This is a genomic window from Enterococcus sp. AMC1251, from assembly GCF_058216535.1.
Genome location: NZ_CM177098.1, coordinates 149,610 through 169,302, shown reverse-complemented (window position 1 = coordinate 169,302; position 19,693 = coordinate 149,610). Strand labels below are relative to the sequence as shown.

General features: G+C 36.7%; 18 protein-coding genes. 3 read left to right on the top strand and 15 right to left on the bottom strand.

Features of this window, described 5'->3' with window-relative positions; genetic code table 11:
• Positions 1-246 precede the first annotated feature (246 nt).
• The 10 genes from AC4BBR_RS00700 to AC4BBR_RS00655 form a co-directional block, all read right to left on the bottom strand.
• Complete coding sequence (locus tag AC4BBR_RS00700; protein WP_490460697.1) at positions 247-1,755, bottom strand: helix-turn-helix domain-containing protein; 1,509 nt, start codon at positions 1,753-1,755, stop codon at positions 247-249.
• A 160-nt stretch (positions 1,756-1,915) separates the two neighbouring features.
• Complete coding sequence (locus AC4BBR_RS00695) at positions 1,916-2,713, bottom strand: TIGR00282 family metallophosphoesterase (RefSeq protein ID WP_490460696.1); 798 nt, start codon at positions 2,711-2,713, stop codon at positions 1,916-1,918.
• 119 nt (positions 2,714-2,832) lie between these two features.
• The gene (locus AC4BBR_RS00690; protein WP_490460695.1) at positions 2,833-3,432 is read right to left on the bottom strand and encodes a response regulator transcription factor; all 600 of its coding nucleotides are present in this window, start codon (positions 3,430-3,432) and stop codon (positions 2,833-2,835) included.
• Positions 3,425-4,543 (bottom strand): sensor histidine kinase, encoded by a 1,119-nt coding sequence (locus AC4BBR_RS00685; protein WP_490460694.1) that lies wholly within the window; start codon positions 4,541-4,543, stop codon positions 3,425-3,427. The genes AC4BBR_RS00690 and AC4BBR_RS00685 overlap by 8 nt, the downstream gene beginning before the upstream one ends.
• A gap of 9 nt (positions 4,544-4,552) precedes the next feature.
• Entirely contained in the window at positions 4,553-5,305 is a 753-nt protein-coding gene (locus tag AC4BBR_RS00680) for an ABC transporter permease (protein WP_490460693.1), read from the bottom strand.
• Positions 5,302-6,186 (bottom strand): ABC transporter ATP-binding protein, encoded by an 885-nt coding sequence (locus AC4BBR_RS00675; protein ID WP_490460692.1) that lies wholly within the window; start codon positions 6,184-6,186, stop codon positions 5,302-5,304. The genes AC4BBR_RS00680 and AC4BBR_RS00675 overlap by 4 nt, the downstream gene beginning before the upstream one ends.
• Positions 6,187-6,336: 150 nt before the next feature.
• Positions 6,337-7,989 (bottom strand): peptide ABC transporter substrate-binding protein, encoded by a 1,653-nt coding sequence (locus tag AC4BBR_RS00670; protein WP_490460691.1) that lies wholly within the window; start codon positions 7,987-7,989, stop codon positions 6,337-6,339.
• A gap of 165 nt (positions 7,990-8,154) precedes the next feature.
• Positions 8,155-9,711, bottom strand: coding sequence for a ribonuclease Y (gene rny, locus AC4BBR_RS00665; protein WP_490460690.1), 1,557 nt, complete (start codon positions 9,709-9,711; stop codon positions 8,155-8,157).
• A gap of 258 nt (positions 9,712-9,969) precedes the next feature.
• On the bottom strand, positions 9,970-11,019 hold the full coding sequence (gene recA / locus AC4BBR_RS00660; RefSeq protein ID WP_490460689.1) for a recombinase RecA: 1,050 nt from the start codon (positions 11,017-11,019) through the stop codon (positions 9,970-9,972).
• Between the two features lie 107 nt (positions 11,020-11,126).
• Positions 11,127-12,374 (bottom strand): competence/damage-inducible protein A, encoded by a 1,248-nt coding sequence (locus tag AC4BBR_RS00655; RefSeq protein ID WP_490460688.1) that lies wholly within the window; start codon positions 12,372-12,374, stop codon positions 11,127-11,129.
• Positions 12,375-12,554: 180 nt separating this feature from the next.
• Here AC4BBR_RS00655 and AC4BBR_RS00650 point away from each other — a divergent pair, with 180 nt between their 5' ends.
• Positions 12,555-13,724, top strand: coding sequence for a tripartite tricarboxylate transporter TctB family protein (locus AC4BBR_RS00650; protein ID WP_490460687.1), 1,170 nt, complete (start codon positions 12,555-12,557; stop codon positions 13,722-13,724).
• A gap of 405 nt (positions 13,725-14,129) precedes the next feature.
• Here the strand turns inward: AC4BBR_RS00650 and AC4BBR_RS00645 are convergent, their stop codons facing one another.
• The 3 genes from AC4BBR_RS00645 to AC4BBR_RS00635 form a co-directional block, all read right to left on the bottom strand.
• Positions 14,130-14,309, bottom strand: coding sequence for a hypothetical protein (locus AC4BBR_RS00645; protein WP_490460686.1), 180 nt, complete (start codon positions 14,307-14,309; stop codon positions 14,130-14,132).
• A 462-nt stretch (positions 14,310-14,771) separates the two neighbouring features.
• Positions 14,772-15,395 carry an NAD(P)-dependent oxidoreductase gene (locus AC4BBR_RS00640; protein WP_490460685.1) on the bottom strand — a complete coding sequence of 208 codons (624 nt, stop codon included), beginning with the start codon at positions 15,393-15,395 and terminating at the stop codon, positions 14,772-14,774.
• Between the two features lie 67 nt (positions 15,396-15,462).
• Positions 15,463-15,885, bottom strand: a complete 423-nt coding sequence (locus AC4BBR_RS00635; protein WP_490460684.1) for an Rrf2 family transcriptional regulator — start codon at positions 15,883-15,885, stop codon at positions 15,463-15,465.
• Between the two features lie 180 nt (positions 15,886-16,065).
• Here AC4BBR_RS00635 and AC4BBR_RS00630 point away from each other — a divergent pair, with 180 nt between their 5' ends.
• Together AC4BBR_RS00630 and AC4BBR_RS00625 are read left to right on the top strand one after the other, a co-directional pair.
• Complete coding sequence (locus AC4BBR_RS00630; RefSeq protein WP_490460683.1) at positions 16,066-16,872, top strand: hypothetical protein; 807 nt, start codon at positions 16,066-16,068, stop codon at positions 16,870-16,872.
• Positions 16,873-17,077: 205 nt separating this feature from the next.
• Complete coding sequence (locus AC4BBR_RS00625) at positions 17,078-18,034, top strand: tRNA dihydrouridine synthase (protein ID WP_490460682.1); 957 nt, start codon at positions 17,078-17,080, stop codon at positions 18,032-18,034.
• A gap of 152 nt (positions 18,035-18,186) precedes the next feature.
• On the opposite strand, the gene AC4BBR_RS00620 is transcribed toward AC4BBR_RS00625, so the two are convergent.
• Together AC4BBR_RS00620 and AC4BBR_RS00615 are read right to left on the bottom strand one after the other, a co-directional pair.
• Positions 18,187-19,023: a metal ABC transporter permease gene (locus tag AC4BBR_RS00620; RefSeq protein WP_490460681.1), complete on the bottom strand. Its 837-nt coding sequence runs from the start codon at positions 19,021-19,023 to the stop codon at positions 18,187-18,189.
• Entirely contained in the window at positions 18,996-19,676 is a 681-nt protein-coding gene (locus AC4BBR_RS00615; protein WP_490460680.1) for a metal ABC transporter ATP-binding protein, read from the bottom strand. The genes AC4BBR_RS00620 and AC4BBR_RS00615 overlap by 28 nt, the downstream gene beginning before the upstream one ends.
• Positions 19,677-19,693 lie beyond the last annotated feature (17 nt).

Sequence of the window (19,693 nt, the reverse complement as noted above, 5' to 3'; positions counted from 1 at the left end):
GATAAAGCGAATACAAGTAACTTTTCTTATTACTATGAAATAATACAATTTTTTTCAGAAAATTTTTATATAATTCTGAAACAATTTGTTCCAAAAACTAAAAAACTTACTATTTATAAGTAAAATAAGAGCGTGGAACAAAACTAAAGATCAGTTTTGTTCCGCACTCTAAATCCGAATAAACGCTTTTTGTCTCGGCCACTTATTTTAAACATAATTTAGTCTGAATAAGCATGTCTTTCGTTACTATAAACCTAAAAAAACTGTTTTATAAAAAATTTGATTGATCGCATCGATCATGTGTCCCCATTGTTCTGGGTTCAACTGTTCATCAAAATAGAAATATTCTGAGTGGGGATTTGCTACTTCATAAGAATCGGAAATAACTAAATCAGCTATTTGTACGTCATTAGTAAAGATAATTCGGTCGCGATTATAAACATCCAAAATAATCTTCTTAATGCCATCAGCTAAAATCAAGTTATTATTAAATATGACGCATATTGACATACTTCCTGCTTTCTTGTTTAGATAAATACCTGAATAGATCGTTAGCGAGAGGATCGACATAACACCTTGCAAGGTTTTTTTGCTTATTTTAGGATAAAATTCCTGCTGTTCGATAATTTTTGTAATCCTTTGAAAAATATCTACATTCGCCTCATCGTAATCGATTATTGAATGAAATGACAGTTCATTTTTATAGTACCCAGAAATATCTATATTGATGTGTTTAATGTAGATTAGCAAAATAATCAGATAAAAATAAAAATTTACGTACCCTTCCTCGGTATATTCTAACTCAAATTCTTTTCGAATTTCTGCCATCAATTTTGTTGTATACGCTGCAATGTTAAGAGATGACTGTTGATAATTTTGAACGATTTTCTTTTTTGTTTCTAGTGAATCTAGATTGTAAATCAATCCTCTCGTTGCGTACACCAATAGCGCTCGTTCTTTACGATAGATCTCATTCGATAATCGTTGTTTCAGCAGAGGTAGTAATTCTGTATCTTTGGTATCAAAATAGGCAACGTCTGACAAAAATTCTTCGGAAAGTTCTAGATAATTTTTTTGCCAGAGGACTCTTTTCAGTGTAATCAGCTGAATAAACCGCAATTTTGCCCGTTGTGATTCTGACAAAGAGGTCGTATGATCAAAGTATTCCTCAAGCTCATTTATATTCCACCATTCTTCGGGATAATTTCTATTGCCATATTCCGTTGACTTAAAAACTGACCAGTAGGAGTAAAAAGCAAAAAGACGGATACCAAGCTCATTTCCTGTCAAAGGACTAGCAAGTTGTTCAAACGAAAGCTTTCCGCCGAAGGGAACTAACATCTGTTTTAGTGTTCGCAATTGTTTGTAGACGGACGAAGTACTCATATGCAAATCTAGAGCCATTGCCTCGATCGAGCTATAATGGTTCTTTAACAAAATATCTAAAATAAAAAAAATACCACTTTTTTTAACGTAAAACAAGTGCATATAATCAATTAGATATCCAATACTGTATGGTTCTGTTGTTTGAATTTGATACATTCCTGTCTGAGTATTTTGGATTAGATGGGCATTCTCATCAAAAGTCTCTCCCACTTCTTGCGCCAAATCATTGATATATCTGCTTAATGTACTTTTCGTAAGTTCGTGCTTTTGCATTAACTCGTTAAAGCTTACCCCATTTTTTGAGAAAATGATCGATTTAAATAGTTCAAACTTCAGCCGTTCTTTTTTTCCCATAAAAGAATTTCGCATAGATACCTCCTCATTTAGTCGTTGTATGCTTATTCTTCTATTATAAAACAAAATCTAGCTCAGTTACTTACAAATGCTCAATCGCAGTTTACGCAAAATAGAAAAGAGCCCTACTCGACTCTTATAATTCTATGAAGGAGAAAGTTCCGATTTAGATTGGTTATTCTACAAACGGACGATCTTCACTGATTTGGATTGGTTCGATCTTTTTCGCTTGTCCCGTCTGATCATCAATATCAATGACACAAGCCGATAACAAACTCCGTCCTTCTTCAACCACTTCAAAACGTTTTGGCAATGCTGTCCTAAATTTCTCAATGATTGGACCACGCTTCATGCCTAAGATGCCATCATATGGTCCTGTCATTCCAACATCACTTAAATAAGCCGTACCTGCTGGTAAAATCCGAGCATCATTTGTCTGTACATGTGTATGCGTGCCAACAACTGCACTGACTTTTCCATCTAAAAACCACCCCATTGCTTGCTTTTCACTCGTTGTTTCTCCATGAAAATCGACAAATATTAAAGGCGTTCGCTTGCGTGCTTCTGCGATCAATTCTTCCGCTTTATGAAATGGATCATCGATATCCGCCATAAAAACACGTGCTTGCATGTTGATCACAGCAAGTTCCAATTGATTGACTTTGACAAATACCATTCCTTGACCAGGAGTGCCTTGTGGAAAATTAGCTGGACGGATCATCTTTTTAGCATCAGCGATAAATTCGAAAATCTCTTTATTATCCCACGTATGATTGCCCAATGTGACAACATCCGCACCATCTTGCAAGAACTTCTTATAGATCTTACCAGTGATCCCACGGCCTGCTGCAGCATTTTCGCCATTAAGAATCGTGACTTGAGGCCGATATTTTTTCTTTAGTTTTGGTAAATAGGTAGTGATCGTATCGCGGCCTAGTGATCCTACTACGTCTCCTATAAATAATATACGCAAAAAACTTCCTCTTCTCTTTTAATTTCTGTTTTTATTATAGAGGTTTTTTAGATGTAATGGAAGGGGTTGAGGGTTTATAATCTCTTTTTCTATTGACGCTTTTAGTCAAATTCCTTACATCAGATCCACCCTTTTTCCTTTGCAATACTTACAGCTTCGATTCGATTTTTTGCACCCAACTTATTCAAAATCTCAGATATATAATTTCGTACCGTTCCGCTAGTCAAAAATAATTTTCCAGAGATTTCTTTAGAAGACAACCCTTCACCAACTGCGAGTAGTACTTCTTTTTCCCGCACTGTCAAAGGATTTTCTTGCTGAGAAAATAAGCCCGTTACAAGTTCAGGTGAATAGAATTTTTTCCCTTTCATCACCGCACGGATATTTCCAATCAGCTCTTCTGTGGGCGTATCTTTTAGCAGATACCCTGATACATCTGCTTTGACAGCACGTTCGAAATAGCCTTCTCTTGCAAATGTTGTCAATATAATAACTTTTTGAACCTGATTTTTCAGCTCTTCTGCTAAATCTAACCCAGTTTTTAACGGCATTTCGATATCTGTCAGACAAATATCTGGTTGATATTTGTCGATTAAGTTTAATGCTTCTACACCATTTTTAGCGATCCCTACCACTTCTAAATCCTCTTCCATTCCTAAAATCATTGCCAAAGCGGAAGAAAGTAGCCCTTGGTCTTCTGCAATAATTAGTTTAATCATTGATCGTCTCCTCTTTTTTATCCATAGGTACTGTGAATAGAACCTTCGTTCCATTTTTCTGCGTAAATTTCAGTTCTCCATTTATACTCTCAATTCGTTCCCTTAATCCAGTTAATCCATTCCCAGACATTGATGAATTCATCCCTCGACCATCATCTTCAACAATAAAAAGATAGACCTTCGCCTCTTTTTTGATGCTCACCTTACATTCTATAGCTTTGCTATGACGAATGACATTCGTAATACATTCTCGTAAACAATAACTCACTGTATTTTGAATATCTGTTGGAATCTCTCCAGTCAATTCCTCACCTTCTGTGGATAAAATGATTTTCGCTGTTCGCAAACTTTTTTCGATTGTAATCATTTCTTCGACAATCAACACATGACGCATACTTGAAACAATTTCTCGCACGGTTTGTAAGGTTCCCCTGGAGGTGTCCGCAACTTCTAGCATTTCTTTTTTAGCTAATTCATAATCTTTATTTATAAGCTTTCCAGCTAGTTCTGCTTTGATTGTCATGATCGATAATGATTGTCCTAATGTATCATGCAAATCTCTAGCAATTCGATAGCGTTCTTCTTGTTTAATAATATACTCCATTCGTTGTGTTGACTGATACATCTGCTTACGGAGTTGTGCTTGTTTACGAATCGAACGACCTGCAAAAGGTGCCGCACAGATAAAAAATCCATATACAAAAATAGTGATTCTCAGCTCTTCTGTCATAGAATCTGGCAATCGACTCAATGCAAACGGAACAGGTATAAGCATACATAGCAAAGCAATATAATAATAGCGAAATATATTTTTTTTCATAGATATAAAGCCAATCATCCAAGCTGGATAGATAAACAAATAAATATAACCGAAGTACACTGTATAAAACAGTGATAATACGTACATCAAGCTCATCCAAAATGGAAACCACTTGCCATTAAATAAGCAATTTCGATACGTTACAACAAACATCCCCAATAAAATTAATGCCAGTTGTTTATCAAAATTATCATATGGAAACATCGCAATAAGCGGAATCAATATGAAAATCAGCCAAATAGAGGCAACAAATCCATCTTCTTTTGGATACAACCTAAATTTACCAATCATAACTTTCCCCTAACGTTTCATTTCTTCTTTATGACCATTCAGATATATCGATAATACCATAATTACAACGAAATAAATAAAAATAATCAACATTCCTTTCCTATCTGGTAGTTGCCCATCTGCCAATTGTTTAGCTCCTTGTGCCGCATAAAATGTTGGTAGCGTTGCGGCAATTTTTTGAACCACTTCAGGAAACATATTGATCGGCCACCACAATCCGCTGACAATCGCCAATGGCATTAGGACCATATTATTTAGTACACTTGCGGTATTAGGATCTTTCACTAAACTGATGATCGTAGCAAGTGCTATGATTGGTAAACAACCATATAAAATCCATAAGCCGCTAGTCAGCCAAGCTGTTGCACTCATTTGCACTCCATTAACGAAATATCCTACTAGAAAAATCATCATCAGCAATAAAATATTGATTAGAAATTGCGTCAACATTTTGCTAGCGTAATAAACACTTTCTGGAAGAGGTGATAGACGTAAAAACTGCTTAACTCCTTGCTTGCGATCTTCGATCAAGGTCATGGAAAAAGAAAATAGTGAGCTGATCATCACGCTATATGTCGCCATTTGGATCATACTTTCTTTGTAAAAAACAGACATATGTTCTTCTGGGATCCCCATATTAAATACCTTAGTAAACAGTAAGTAGAATCCAACTGGCATTCCTAATGAAAAAAAGATAAATGTTTTACTTCTAACGAACGAACGGTTTAGATCTGTTTTAGTTTGTATAGCAAATGCGTTCATTTGTTTTCCTCCTCGACTAAGGTATTAAAGATCGTTTCTAAATTCCCTGGGATGATTAATAGCCCCTTAAATCTGATGTCAACTGCTAATAATGCTCTGAGTGTTTCATCACTATTTGAGGTATATAGCGTGATTTTCTCTGTCTCTTTTTCTATTGTTGAAACATACGGTAATCCTGCTAACTTCGCTTCAGCTTTTTTATCTAGTAACTGAAAACTCACTTTATTTTGGAGCATTTCAGTCTGAATACTATTCATTGTACCATCATGAACGATTTCCCCTTGTTTCATCAGTAAAATTCGAGTGGCAACTTTTTCAATTTCTTCTAAGTAATGTGTCGTTAAAATGATTGTTTTACCCTGTTCTTTTAGTTTATTGATTTTTTCCCAGAAAATGTTGCGGCTAGTTACATCCATTCCTGTTGTCGGTTCATCTAAAAATAACAGTTCTGGATTACCAATAATCGATAGACCAAATGTTAGCCGGCGTTTTTGCCCTCCAGATAATTTAGTTGTGTACGTATTTTGATGCTCATTTAAGCCTGTCAAGTCTAACAGTTCCGTTAATGATAGTGGTTTTGGATAAAAGCTGCGAAATAAAGTAAACAGCTCTTTGACTTTAACATTTTCTAATGTCGTGCTTTCTTGAAGCATCACACCAATATTGATTTTAGTTTCTTTATTCATTGGATTTTCTCCAAAGAGTGCGATTGCTCCATTCGTTGGGCGAACTAAACCTGTTAAACAATTAATCAGTGTCGTTTTCCCAGCACCATTTGGTCCAACTAATGCGATGATTTCCCCTTTGTCCACAGCTAATGACACTTGATTTAGGATTGTTTTTTTATTGATTATTTTGGTTAAATTATTTACTATGATCATTTTTTTCTCCCCTTTGCCTACATGTCTATCTTATCCGAAGCTCGGTAACCTTGTTAGATGATCTTGTCATGAATCTGTATGACATTTGTCATGTATAAAACAAAGAAGCTCTTCCGCAAAACTGCTGGAAGAGCTTCTTTCTATTTATTATTATTCTTCAATATACGCCCATTTAAAGTCATATTTCGCACCAGTTGAGTGGTGCACAACATCTTTGACTTTTTCAGAACGAAGGTGCGCTTCAGCTTTTTGATACAAAGGAATAACACCCATATCATCCATGATAATTTTTTCAGCATCTAGCATATCTTTCCAGCGTGCTTCTGGATTATTTGCATTAGTTGTTGCGGCACTTTCTACTAACTTGTCATACTCTGGATTTGAATAATGACCTCTATTATAAGAGTTATCTGTCGTAAATAGATCTAAGAAACTACTTGGATCAGCATAATCAGCACCCCAAGCGCTAACAGCGATTTGGAAGTCACCTTTGTTTGAGCGATCTAAACGAACAGAGAAAGGTACTGGGCTAACGGATACTTTTAATCCCTCTAATGTGTCAGATAGTGAACCTTGTAGATATTCAGCCATTTTCTTTGCATTGTCAGTATCATCGATCAATAAATCTACTGATAGTGTAGAAATACCTAATTCGTCTTTTGCTTTCTTCCATGATTCTTTTGCTTTATCAACATCATAAATAGCTTCTTCGCCTGTCTCTTTCGCAAAGTCTTTATCTGTTTTTGGATCAGTCGCTAAACCTTCTGGAACAAGCCCCATTGGAACAGCAGAACCATTTGCTAAAATTTGCTCAACTAAGGCATCGCGATCAATTGCATAAGATATCGCTTTACGCAAATTCGCATTGCGATAAGGTGAATCCGCATCTCTTTGATTTGGTTCAAGATAGAAAGTTGATGCTCCTTTTAGGACGATGTAATCTGGTTCATTTTTCATTTGTTGCGCTAATTCACCAGATAACGGCACTTCGTCTGCTTGTCCATCTTGGAATAAGTTCAATGAAGTCGGTGCTTCTTTTACAACATCGATTGCTACTTTATCCAATTTAACTGTATCTTTATCCCAGTATTTATCATTTTTTGTGTAAGACCAGCTTGTATCCGTTCCTGGTCCGTCAAAATCCGTTAACGTAAATGGTCCGTTGTAGACAGCTTTATCGCTCGCTGTTGTGTAATCTTTTCCATATTTTTCAGCAACATCTTGTCTTTGCGGTAAGAATGATGGAAACGCTAATAAGTAATCAAAATATGGTGTTGCTTTTTCCAAGTTGATTTCTAATTCGTAATCACCAATAGCTTTAATGCCGAGTTCTTCTTTTTTCATTTCACCTTTGGAAATCTTCTCAGCATTTTTTATGGAATTGAACATATAAGCATATTCTGATCCAGTCGCAGGGTCAACTGTTCTCTGCCATCCGTAAACGAAATCTGCGGCTGTTACTGATTTATCATCTGTCCATTTTGCATCTTCTCGTAATTTGATTTTGTACGTCAGGCCATCTTCACTGACTTCAGCCATTTCAGACGCACCAGCAGGTTGAGGTTTACTATCTTTATCTAAGCGGTAAATTCCTTCGTAGACATTGTTCAATGCAACAAAACTTACCTCATCTGTTGCAAGTGAAGGATCTGCACTTGGCATTTCTTGTCTTTCAATGAATCTAAATACTTTTTCATCACTGCCTGAACCGCTATTGGCATTTTTAGCGTTTCCGCCACATGCAACTAGGACAATACTCGATACTGCAATTAATCCTAGCAAAGCACTTTTCTTTAATTTCATATAAAAAACCCCCAATTTTAATAAAAGCTATACAAAATATATCAGAGTTCTATGTCTATGACAATTAAAAACCTAGGATAGGTTTAGTAAAAATATTCTGATTTTTTTCTAATTTAAACCATAAAAAAAGAAGCACGCTACTGATGCGTCGCCTCTTTTTTTGACTTATTTCGCATAATCTACTGCACGTGTCTCCCGAATAACAGTCACTTTGATGTGTCCTGGGTAATCTAGGTCGTCTTCGATTTTCTTACGAATATCTCTAACTAAACGAACAGCTTCTAAATCTGTGATTTCATCTGGTTTAACCATCACGCGGACTTCACGACCAGCTTGTACAGCAAAACTAGATTCAACCCCTTCGAATCCATTAGAAATATTTTCTAAGTTTTCTAAGCGTCGGATATAGTTTTCCATTGACTCGCTGCGTGCACCTGGTCTAGCAGCAGATAAGGCGTCTGCTGCAGCAACTAATACAGAAATAACAGAGGTTGCTTCTACATCGCCATGATGAGATGCAATTGCATTGATGACTGTTGAATTTTCTTTGTATTTTGCAGCTAATTCAGCACCGATCTCAACGTGAGAGCCTTCGATTTCATGATCTAGCGCTTTACCAATATCATGTAATAAACCGGCACGTTTTGCTAATTGAACATCTTCGCCAATTTCTGCGGCTAGGACACCCGTTAATTTAGCGACTTCGATTGAGTGGTTCAGTACATTTTGACCATAACTTGTACGGAAACGTAAACGCCCTAAAATTTTGATTAGATCGGGATGTAATGTGTGAGCACCTACTTCAAATGCCGCCTGTTCACCGTATTCACGAATACGTTCATCCATTTCTTTACGAGATTTTTCAACCATTTCTTCAATGCGGGCTGGATGGATCCGGCCATCTTGAATTAATTTTTCAAGTGTCATACGAGCGATTTCTCTACGAATTGGATCAAATCCTGAAAGTACCACGGCTTCTGGCGTATCATCAATAATCAAGTCAATTCCTGTTAAGGTTTCTAATGTACGAATGTTACGTCCTTCACGTCCGATGATTCTTCCTTTCATCTCATCATTCGGTAAGCTGACAACAGAGACAGTCGTTTCTGAAACTGAATCAGCTGCACATCGTTGAATCGCTAGAGAAAGTAAGTTTTTGGCTTTACGATCTGATTCTTCTTTGGCACGTTGTTCAGATTCTTTGACCATTACTGTTAACTCATGACTTAATTCTTCTTCTGTTGATTTCATGATGATACCTTTTGCTTCATCTTTAGATAGTGAAGCAATACGTTCTATTTCTTGGTGTTGCTTTTCAACTAGTTCTTCTACATCTTTTTCTCGCTCATCAATTAATTGCTGTCTAGCACCAAGTTTCTCTTCTTTTTCTTCCAGTGAGTTTTCACGTTTCCCAAGAGAATCATCTTTACGATCTAACGTTTGTTCTCGTTGTAATAAACGATTTTCTTGAGATTTAAGTTCTACTTTGCTTTCTTTCAACTCACTTTCAATTTCTGATCGATACTTCTGGTTTTCTTCCATAGCTTTTAATAAAGCTTCTTTTTTCAGAGTTTCTGCTTCTTTATTGGCACTTTCAATTATGACTTCTGCAGAGGACTTTGCACCATCTATAGCCTTTTCATGACGTGATTTTGCAACGACTAACCCTAAACCAAGACCGACAACTAAACCGATGATAGCGAGGAGAATTCCTAAACCCATTGTTTCCACCTCCGTACTATCTTCAAATTTTCAATATTCATGTAGTTTTCTGATAAACTATAATCAATTATCAATATGCCTACTTGCATACGTGTTTTACACACAACTTTATTCTAATGTTTGTGCACCAGTGTGTCAACTCAAAAAAGCCCTTTCTGATTTAAAGATCTCCTTTGTCGAAAATAATGACTATTGTACAAAAAAACAAACCAACAAAATGCTTTTGACAGCTTTCATTGGTTTGCTTTGTAATCAATATTATTCTTCTTCAAGGGGAAGTTCTTCTTGCGCCTGTTCTTCTTCAACGATAGCCGTTCCATCACCAATACCGAATGCATCACGGACACGTTTAGAAACTTCTTCAACCATTTCTGGATGTTCAGTCATGTAAACTTTGACATTTTCACGGCCTTGACCGATTCGTTCTTCTTTATAGCTATACCACGCACCACTCTTATCAACAATGTCTTTTTCGACAGCCATATCAAGTAATTCTCCTTCTTGAGAAATACCTTGACCATACATGATGTCTACTTCAGCTACTTTAAATGGCGGTGCTACTTTGTTTTTAACAACTTTGATTTTTGTACGGTTACCGATGATGTCTGTTCCTTGCTTCAGTTGCTCTGCACGTCTTACCTCTAAACGAACAGTTGCATAGAATTTCAAAGCACGACCACCAGGTGTCGTTTCAGGGTTACCGAACATTACACCGACTTTTTCACGAATTTGGTTTATAAAGATTGCAATTGTCTTCGTCTTATTAATCGATCCTGATAGCTTACGTAAAGCTTGTGACATTAAACGTGCTTGCAACCCAACGTGACTTGCGCCCATCTCACCATCGATCTCTGCACGAGGTACCAATGCTGCTACAGAGTCAATAACAACGATATCTATCGCACCACTAGAAACTAATGCATCTGCAATTTCTAATCCTTGTTCACCAGTATCTGGTTGTGAAAGAAGTAGTTCATCGATATTAACACCCAATGCCTGTGCGTACTGAGGATCTAAAGCATGCTCAGCATCAATAAATGCAGCTGTTCCGCCTTGTTGTTGTACAGATGCGATCGCATGCAATGCAACAGTTGTTTTACCAGAACTTTCCGGTCCATAGACTTCAACGATTCGTCCGCGAGGATAACCACCAACACCTAATGCCACATCCAAAGCTAGTGAACCACTAGGAATAGTTGAGATTTGTTGATCGATCTTTTCCCCTAATTTCATTACTGAACCTTTACCAAAGTTCTTTTCTATTTTTTTTAATGCGGCGTCTAAAGCCACTTTACGATCATCTGCCAATCGATAATCCTCCTTATATATAAACGATTTAAATTCCTTTTCAATAAATATATCATAACTGGTTTATTTAAAAAAAGCAAGAGAAAAACGAACAAACATTCGCCTTTTTATTTTTTCTTATCTACTGCTCTTCGAATTAGATCTAAACCTTTCATCACTGCACTTTGACGAATATACTTTCGATCACGATTAAAATGTTGAAGTATAGCTACAGTCGTTTGCCCTTTTTGCGCTAAACCAATCCATACTGTTCCTGCTGACTGCCCTTCTAATTCATCTGGACCTGCTACACCTGTGAAGGATAACGCAAAATCTGCATTGGCTAATTTTCTTGCTTGCTCTGCCATGGCGATCGCACAAGCTTCGCTAACTGTTCCTTCTTTTTCAATCAGCTCAGGATTTACACCTAAAAAATTCGCTTTTGTCTCAGCAGAATAGGTGACAAAACCACCCTTAAACACTTCTGAAACACCTGAAATATCGCCTAACATACTTTGAAAAAGACCTGCTGTAAGACTTTCAGCGGCTGTTATGGTTTTTCCATGTCTTTTTAGTGTATCTACTGTGACTTTCACTAAGCTATTATCATCACCATACCCATAGAAATACTCGCCAACTCTAGTCATAACTTCAGCCTCCAAACGATCTAATAACTGCTGACCTAATTGTTCATCAGCGATTTTAGCTGTTAAGCGCAGCGTTACCTCATTCGGCTTAGCGTATGGAGCGATTGTGGGGTTGGTTTGTGTGTCGATCAACTCCTTTAAATCAGTCACTAATTGTGACTCCCCAATCCCATAAAATCTTAAAACTCTGGATATCAGTTGCTCTTTTTGCGGGAACAGCTCTTCCAATAATGGACGAGCATTTTGCTGAAACATAGGTTTTAATTCATTGGGAGGACCTGGCATTAATAAATAGGTCGTCTCTTGTTCGGTGATCAATGTTCCCACTGCTAACCCCGTAGGATTTTGGACAGCGAATCCACCATCAATTATCAGGGTTTGTCTTAAATTATTTTCCGTCATTTTGTTTTTTGAAAAAGAAAAGAACTCATGAAGACGAGTAAGTGCCTGCTCGTCTTGGACTAAAGGGCGATGAATGTGTGTGGCAACAGTATCTTTGGTTAAATCATCATCTGTTGGTCCTAAGCCACCACATAAAACGATTAAGTCACTGCGATACTCGGCATCAACTAATAATTGTTCCAACCGTTGCGGATTGTCCCCCACAACGGTATGATAATACACCTCAATTCCTAAATCTGCTAATTCTTCTGATAAAAACGTTGCATTTGTATTGACAACTTGCCCTAATAACAACTCTGTACCAACTGCAATAATCTCTGCTTTCATTTTTCTCCTCTTCTCTAATAAGATACGAAAACGATTCCTATTTCATTTTATCATATGAATTTTTTTTGTTCCTGTGAAATGTTTTAGCCATATTTATTATTTAAAATAGTAAAATTTTTATCATTCAAATGGTAATATGATATAATTTATTTATTGAGTTAGAAAGGGGAAAAGAAAAATATGGTAGTATTTATTGCACTTATAAGTTTTCTAGGACTAATCATCGGAAGTTTCCTTTCATTAAGAGCGCTCTTCAAGAAACAACCGAAACAAAAGGCTTTACTTTTAACTGGAGCTAGTTTTATCGTTCTAGTTGGTTCGATTACTTTATCACCTACATCGCCACAAGTTAATTTAGCTGAAAAATCAATAGAAACAAACAATCAAGGAACTGCAATCATTGAAGGAACGACTAATGATCAGAGCCAGATAACTGTAGCTGGGGAAAAAATCAAAACAAAAAATGGTAAATTTTCTCACAAAATAACGTTAACAGACGATCAGCCACAAAAACTAACTTTTGTCGCTTCCATCGGCAATAAAGACAAAGCTAAAACGGTCGAAATCAAACCTTCAAAAGCGTTCGTTGCTTTTTTAAATGGTGAAAAGCAAGAGCAAGAAACACTTAAAAAAGCTGAAACTTCCCTAGTTTTAGCTGAAAGTAAACCTACGCAAAAAAATTATGACGAAGCGGCAACTCGTATCACTTCGTTAACGAAAGAACAAGATGACTTCACCAAACGTTTAGCGATTGTAAAAGAAAATGTGCCGATTTATGAAGCGGTTGAACTAGCAGAAAAAAAACAAACAAAAGAACATGTCGATTCAGCAGCAGCTTTAGTAACCAAAGCAACTTTAAATAAGGATTCTTTACTGAAGCGTTTAACAACTGTTCAACAAAAAATCACAGAAAAAGAAACGGCAGAAAGACAAATCGCCGCCGCTCGTTCAGCTGTGGAAAAAGCCGAACAAGAACCTACAGATGATCATTACAATCAAGCCATTGCTAGAATCAAAGAGTTACCGAACGGCAATACTGAATTAACAAACCGAGCGAACAAGGTCAAACAAACACTAACGGCTCAAAAAGAAGAAGCAAAAAAAGTGGCTGAAGCTCAAAAAAAAGCCGAGCAAGAGGCACAAAGAGCCGCTGTTGAACAGCAGGCCGCTGCCGCTCAAATACCAGAAACTCCTGTACCAGATACACAAGGAACGGAAGAAATGGTTCTAGTTACTCGAACTGGAGAAAAATATCATACCCACAAGTGTGGTAATGGAACCTATACTCCCGCAACATTGGAGGAAGCACGAGCTAGAGGATTAACGCCTTGCTCTAAATGCTACCCTTAATAGTACGAAAAGAGATCGTCCGCCCAAAAAAACACAAAACGGACGATCTCATTTAAAAAAATATTTTCTATTTTTAATCAATACATAAACATATCAGCAGAAATCAAATATAAAATCCAGCTATGCAATGGATAGAAAAAAATAAAAGAAGTCTTTCATTCCTTTTTCGCATTAAACATTAAAATAGGAATTACTGAGCAAATCATCAGCCATTGTGTTGAACCTTAGAAAAAGGATAGTATAGCTACTAAAGCAATCAGCCCACATTGGAGCCAACGTTGATTTTTTTGCCAAATACATCAATAGAATCAGTATTACCATCAAACTATTTTCAGTAAATAATATCGCTAGGATAAAATTTGGCACCTTGATTGTACTTGGATTCAACATAAGTTCCACCAAAATTCAAGAAGAGATAAGCGGAAATGGTATAATGACGATACCTATTATTATTTTGATAAATTTTTTATTTGAATACCCTTCAGAAATTTTATCGATTCCATACCTCATCAACGTACCCGCTAAACGATCACGAAAAATATTGTTTATTAGCTGAACTTCTTCATCCCCCATACTCTGTTGCAAAGTAAAACTCCCCAGCGCGATGACCTCCATACACCTAAATACAAATGCAACATCTATTTTTTTGCTTCTCGTAAGGTTAAAATCCGGCACTCTACCGGAACAAATATTTGGCGAATATGGTCGATAAACATTAAAACAATCTTAATTATTTCTAAATGATACGTCGTGAACCCCTTAAACTTACTTATCGTTAAATTATTCATTATTATACGCTCTTCACTCATAAAATTAGCCGTTATAAAGAATCCGTTTCTCTTTTACCTTAGAACCGTCTTTCAGAAATTTATCATTTTTTTATATGGAATAGTTTAAAAAAGTATGAAGCAAAAGTAAAAATCACTTTTATTTCATACTCTAAAACTGGATAAACGGTGATGCAAAAGCAGCTCCTACGCTTCTTCTTTCTTATTTCTTATTTCTTAGGATTAAATACTTCTGTCTTACCTTCTCTCGAATCATCTTTTATTGATGGACACTATATCTTTGGTTCGGATGTAGATTCTTTTCAATTTCATCGACCATTGCAATCGCGTAATCCGCGTATGAGATATAGCTTTTGCCATCTTCACCTACTTCTAACTCTTCACCAGCCACAACATATTTACCTGTTGCTGAACCTTCAGCATCAAATTCTGCTGCTGGACTAATATACGTCCAATTAAGATCTTTAGCTGCTTCCAACAAGTCCAATCCTTTGCCCATTGCCGTAGCTAATGGTTTGAACGCTTCTGGAAAATCGGGTGTTTCACTTAAACGTATAGTATGTTCAGGATTTACAAATAAACTTCCAGCACCACCGACAACCAATAAACGTATTTTTTGATTTGCTAAAATATCTATCATCCGCTGTGTCGATCCAGTAAATTCACTAACATCTCCCCAAAAACCTAAAGCACTAACTAAAACATCAAACCCCTTCACATCTTCAGTGGTTAAATGATAGACATCTTTTTCGATCACTGGTGTATTGTCTGTGATTTTGTTCGAGTCACGAACGATCGCTGTTACATCTAAACCTCGTTTTTTTGCTTCTCTCAAAATTGCTGAACCTGCTTTTCCGTTTGCTCCTAAAATTGCTACTTTCATGTTTATCTTCCTCCCTCTAATGGAACTTTTTTTGTTACATTTAAATTTAAAAAGAGAAGAGATGTATTCAATTCTCTTGCTGCTTAATTTGATTCATTACATCAGATAAAGCAATCTCTTTTAATTCTGTTTCCATACTTTGCTGAACTTGGATATATTGTTCTTCTAAAGCCGTTTGAATAGTTGCTCCTACTAGACAGTTTGGATTAGGGTTTTGGTGGATATTAAATACTTCGCGGTCTAATTCGACTGCTTCATAAATATCATAAAGGGAAATATCTTCTGTTCTTTTCAGCAAGTACGTTTGGGTAGCACCTCTACTTGCATAAATGAGCCCAGCTTTCTTTAACTTGCTCATCAATCGTCTAATAACAACTGGATTAGTATTCACACTCGATGCGATGAATTCAGAATTAACACGATCGGGCGGACCGATTTCAATCAAACTGAGAATATGGATCGCCACGCTTAATTTTGTGGACATGGCCATGTCTATCACTCCAATCGTTAGTAACTGAAATAGTTACATTTAAAATCTTACTGTGATTAGTTAGAAATGTCAATAGATAAACTTCGGTTAACAGACTTATTTTTATTTTCGTGATAAAATCAAAAGTGCGCACTAAGAACAAGCACCGAACTTACTTTCAGTTTCTAAAGGAGCCTAATTATGGAAATTAAACTATCTGTCCTTATCACAGAAACCAGTACAACTGTTGCATTTAACGACCAACAAGGGGTCATCAATATACTTGACGGTAACGGAGATATCACATTAGATCAACCAGTGGTCTATATTCTAATAAGAGACAACACGATTATTTCAATAGGAAAAGCTGCAACTGGTACTTTCCAAAATGAAGTGGATTTTAACAAAATAATCACGATTACTCCATCTTGGGACATTGAATTAAACTATTTAGTACAGCAGTTCATCACAGAAGCTCTTGAAAACAACATCAAACTTGCTAATGTGTCAGAACCAGAAACAAAAATCCCAGCAAGCCACGAAAAATCCGTTGTCGCTTACAAAAATAAAGTGCTTTTAGTAATTGAAAAATTTGGCTATCACTTAAAACATCAGGAAGAACCTAAAAAAATAAAAAACCAACCTGCAAAAGCACGCCATAAATGGACAAAAGAAGTCAGCCAAATCGAATTTTTTATTGATACAAGACACAGCAAAGCAACCGCTCTTTGGCATAAACGAAATGAAATATTTTTAAAAGCTGGGGCAACAATGATGACCGATCCACCACTTAATAAAGATGGTTCTCTGGGGTTTTCAGCAAAAATGGGCCAAAGAATCCGAGAAGACCATAAAGACAAAGTGAAAAACTTCGTCACTACTGACGATATCATTCTAAAAAGTGTAAATGAACTTGGTCTATTTTTATATTTTGGTGGTACAAATAGCTGGTTAGAATTGATCGACACTAATGGTAAAACACTTAGTGAATGGACAGTAATTAAATAGTTAACAACACATACTCAGATTAAAAGCTAAGACAAGCTTATTTCCGAAGTTTTTTGACCCAGCCGTGATGATTATTTCTGCTACTTTATTCTAGAAGCATACCAAATAGATTCTTCAAAGTACTAGGTTTTGATTCTTTCTAATATTATTAGTATAATGATTATGTTTTTTAGAATGTTACCAAAAGTAATAGAGTGGGGATTATATGATGAATAATTTTTGGGCGGAATTACCAAAGCCTTTTTTTATTTTAGCACCAATGGAAGATGTGACGGATGTCGTCTTTCGCCATGTTGTCAAAAAAGCTGGCGCACCCGATGTCTTTTTTACTGAATTTACAAATTCGGATAGTTATTGCCATCCAGATGGAAAAGAGAGTGTACGGGGACGTTTAATTTTCACTGAAGATGAACAGCCAGTGGTCGCTCATATTTGGGGGGATAACCCTGAGTTCTTCAAAGAAATGAGCCTTGGATTAGCCGATATGGGGTTTAAAGGTATCGATATCAATATGGGCTGTCCCGTGCCTAATGTGTCTAGACGGGGGAAAGGGAGCGGTCTTATTTTACGACCAGAAGTGGCAGCTGAATTGATTCAAGCCGCAAAATCTGGCGGTCTCCCTGTTAGCGTTAAAACACGGATCGGTTATGCAGAAATCGCTGAAATGGAAGATTGGATCACTCACTTATTGCAGCAAGATATTGTCAATCTTTCTGTTCATTTACGGACAAGAAATGAGATGAGCAAAGTCGACGCCCATTGGGACTTGATCCCTCAAATTATGGCAATCCGTGAGCGTGTTGCACCTCAAACGCTGATTACAATCAATGGAGATATTCCCGATCGGAAAGTAGGTTTACAACTTGCAAAACGGTATGGTGTAGATGGGATTATGATTGGACGAGGGATTTTTAAGAATCCTTATGCGTTTGAGAAGGAGACAAGAGAACATTCTCCTCAAGAACTGCTTGGATTATTAAAGATGCAACTTGATTTACAAGATCAGTATTCTGAAATTGCTCCCCGTTCGATCGTGGGTTTGCATCGTTTCTTTAAGATTTATGTTAAGGGATTTCCTGGTGCCAGTGATTTGCGAGTTAAATTGATGGGAACGAACTCGACAGATGATGTTCGAGAGATTTTAGACGAATTTGATATTTAAAAACTGAATGTCCCCAAAAAAATTAGTTTTTCTTCTAATTTTTTGAGGGACATTCCTTTTATCTAAGTCTCCTTGTAAAACATTGGGCAAAAAATAAACTAAACTTTTTATACAATTTCTGATGGACACAAACCTTAGAAATATAAACCTGTTTATCTCTGACTCATTTTCTTATTTCGTTGCATTATCATCACTAATTTACGGATAATACTAACAAGGATAAATAGACCGATAAAAATCAACGTGATACTAGCACTTGGTGGTGTTTCTAAGTAATAAGAACCCGTCAAGCCAGTTAGCATACCAACCAAGCCCATAATTACACTAATAATAATCACCGTATTAAATCCTTTACCAATTCGCATCCCGATTGCAGCGGGTAAGACCATGATTGCTGAAATCAATAAAGCGCCAGCAATAGGAATCATCACCGCAATCGCCACACCTGTAATCACGTTGAACAACATCGACATCCAATGAATCGGCAACCCATCCACATGAGCTGTATCTTCATCAAAGGTCAAAACATACATTGGACGCTTGAATAAAATAAACAGAATCACTAATACTACAAGCAACACAGCCAAAATAATGACTTGTTGCCATGTGATCGTCACGATTGAACCAAACAAATACGATTGAATACTAGCAGCAGAATTTCCTCCACTGAGGTTCATCAGTACCAGAGCTAACGCTAAACCACCTGACATTAAAATCGCAATCGAAATTTCTGAGTACGTACTATAAATCATCCGTAGATATTCTAAAATAATTGCAGCTATGATCACAACGACCAACGTCATGATATCTGGATTCCAATTTAAGAAAAACCCCAAAGCGACTCCGGCGAGTGATACATGAGAAAGAGTATCCGCCATTAAGGATTGTCTTCTGATCACGAGAAACACACCTAGCATTGGTGCAATCACCGAGATAAACGTTGCAGCTAAAAAAGCTTTTCTCATGAACTCATATGAAAGCATCTCCATTGTGAATCCTCCTTCCGAACTAAACGAATTTGGCGATCTGCATACGATTTGATATCTTCATGATCGTGAGTAATCATCAAAATCGCTTTTCCATGATCATGCGCATTATGCCTTAAAAGACGATAAAATTCATTTCTAGACGTTTCATCCATTCCTGTTGTTGGTTCATCTAAAATAAACAAATCAGGGTCTGTCGCAAAAATACGAGCCAAACTGATGCGTTGTTTCTGCCCACCAGAAAGTTCACCAATCCGTTTATGACGCATGTCCCACATACCTACTGCTTTTAAGGCTTTTTCTACATGCTGATGATCTCTTTTTGTTAAAGGTTTAAACCAGCGATTACGTGGAAAACGTCCGGAGCGAACTAACTCAATCACTGTACTTGGAAAACCAGCATTAAATGACGCCACTTGCTGAGGAATATAGCCAATACTCAGTTTTTCACCTGTGGTATTTTCTTTTGCGATCGTGATTTCTCCTTTAGTTGGCTTCAATAATCCTAAAGTACTCTTGATCAGTGTTGATTTCGCTGCACCATTTTCCCCTGTTAGAATCACAAATTCACCAGGGTCAACATAATATGAAACATCTTCTAAGACTGGCTCATCATCATAGTAAAATGTGAGGTCTTTGACTTCTAGATAATGCATGAATTTACTCCTTCTTT

Coding starts and splice junctions, on each gene's coding strand:
- AC4BBR_RS00700 (WP_490460697.1), bottom strand. CDS start 1,755: ATGCGAAATTCTTTTATGGGAAAAAAAGAACGGCTGAAGTTTGAACTA.
- AC4BBR_RS00690 (WP_490460695.1), bottom strand. CDS start 3,432: ATGATTAAACTAATTATTGCAGAAGACCAAGGGCTACTTTCTTCCGCT.
- AC4BBR_RS00685 (WP_490460694.1), bottom strand. CDS start 4,543: ATGATTGGTAAATTTAGGTTGTATCCAAAAGAAGATGGATTTGTTGCC.
- AC4BBR_RS00680 (WP_490460693.1), bottom strand. CDS start 5,305: ATGAACGCATTTGCTATACAAACTAAAACAGATCTAAACCGTTCGTTC.
- AC4BBR_RS00675 (WP_490460692.1), bottom strand. CDS start 6,186: ATGATCATAGTAAATAATTTAACCAAAATAATCAATAAAAAAACAATC.
- AC4BBR_RS00670 (WP_490460691.1), bottom strand. CDS start 7,989: ATGAAATTAAAGAAAAGTGCTTTGCTAGGATTAATTGCAGTATCGAGT.
- rny (WP_490460690.1), bottom strand. CDS start 9,711: ATGGGTTTAGGAATTCTCCTCGCTATCATCGGTTTAGTTGTCGGTCTT.
- AC4BBR_RS00655 (WP_490460688.1), bottom strand. CDS start 12,374: ATGAAAGCAGAGATTATTGCAGTTGGTACAGAGTTGTTATTAGGGCAA.
- AC4BBR_RS00650 (WP_490460687.1), top strand. CDS start 12,555: ATGGTAGTATTTATTGCACTTATAAGTTTTCTAGGACTAATCATCGGA.
- AC4BBR_RS00640 (WP_490460685.1), bottom strand. CDS start 15,395: ATGAAAGTAGCAATTTTAGGAGCAAACGGAAAAGCAGGTTCAGCAATT.
- AC4BBR_RS00635 (WP_490460684.1), bottom strand. CDS start 15,885: ATGGCCATGTCCACAAAATTAAGCGTGGCGATCCATATTCTCAGTTTG.
- AC4BBR_RS00630 (WP_490460683.1), top strand. CDS start 16,066: ATGGAAATTAAACTATCTGTCCTTATCACAGAAACCAGTACAACTGTT.
- AC4BBR_RS00625 (WP_490460682.1), top strand. CDS start 17,078: ATGATGAATAATTTTTGGGCGGAATTACCAAAGCCTTTTTTTATTTTA.
- AC4BBR_RS00620 (WP_490460681.1), bottom strand. CDS start 19,023: ATGGAGATGCTTTCATATGAGTTCATGAGAAAAGCTTTTTTAGCTGCA.
- AC4BBR_RS00615 (WP_490460680.1), bottom strand. CDS start 19,676: ATGCATTATCTAGAAGTCAAAGACCTCACATTTTACTATGATGATGAG.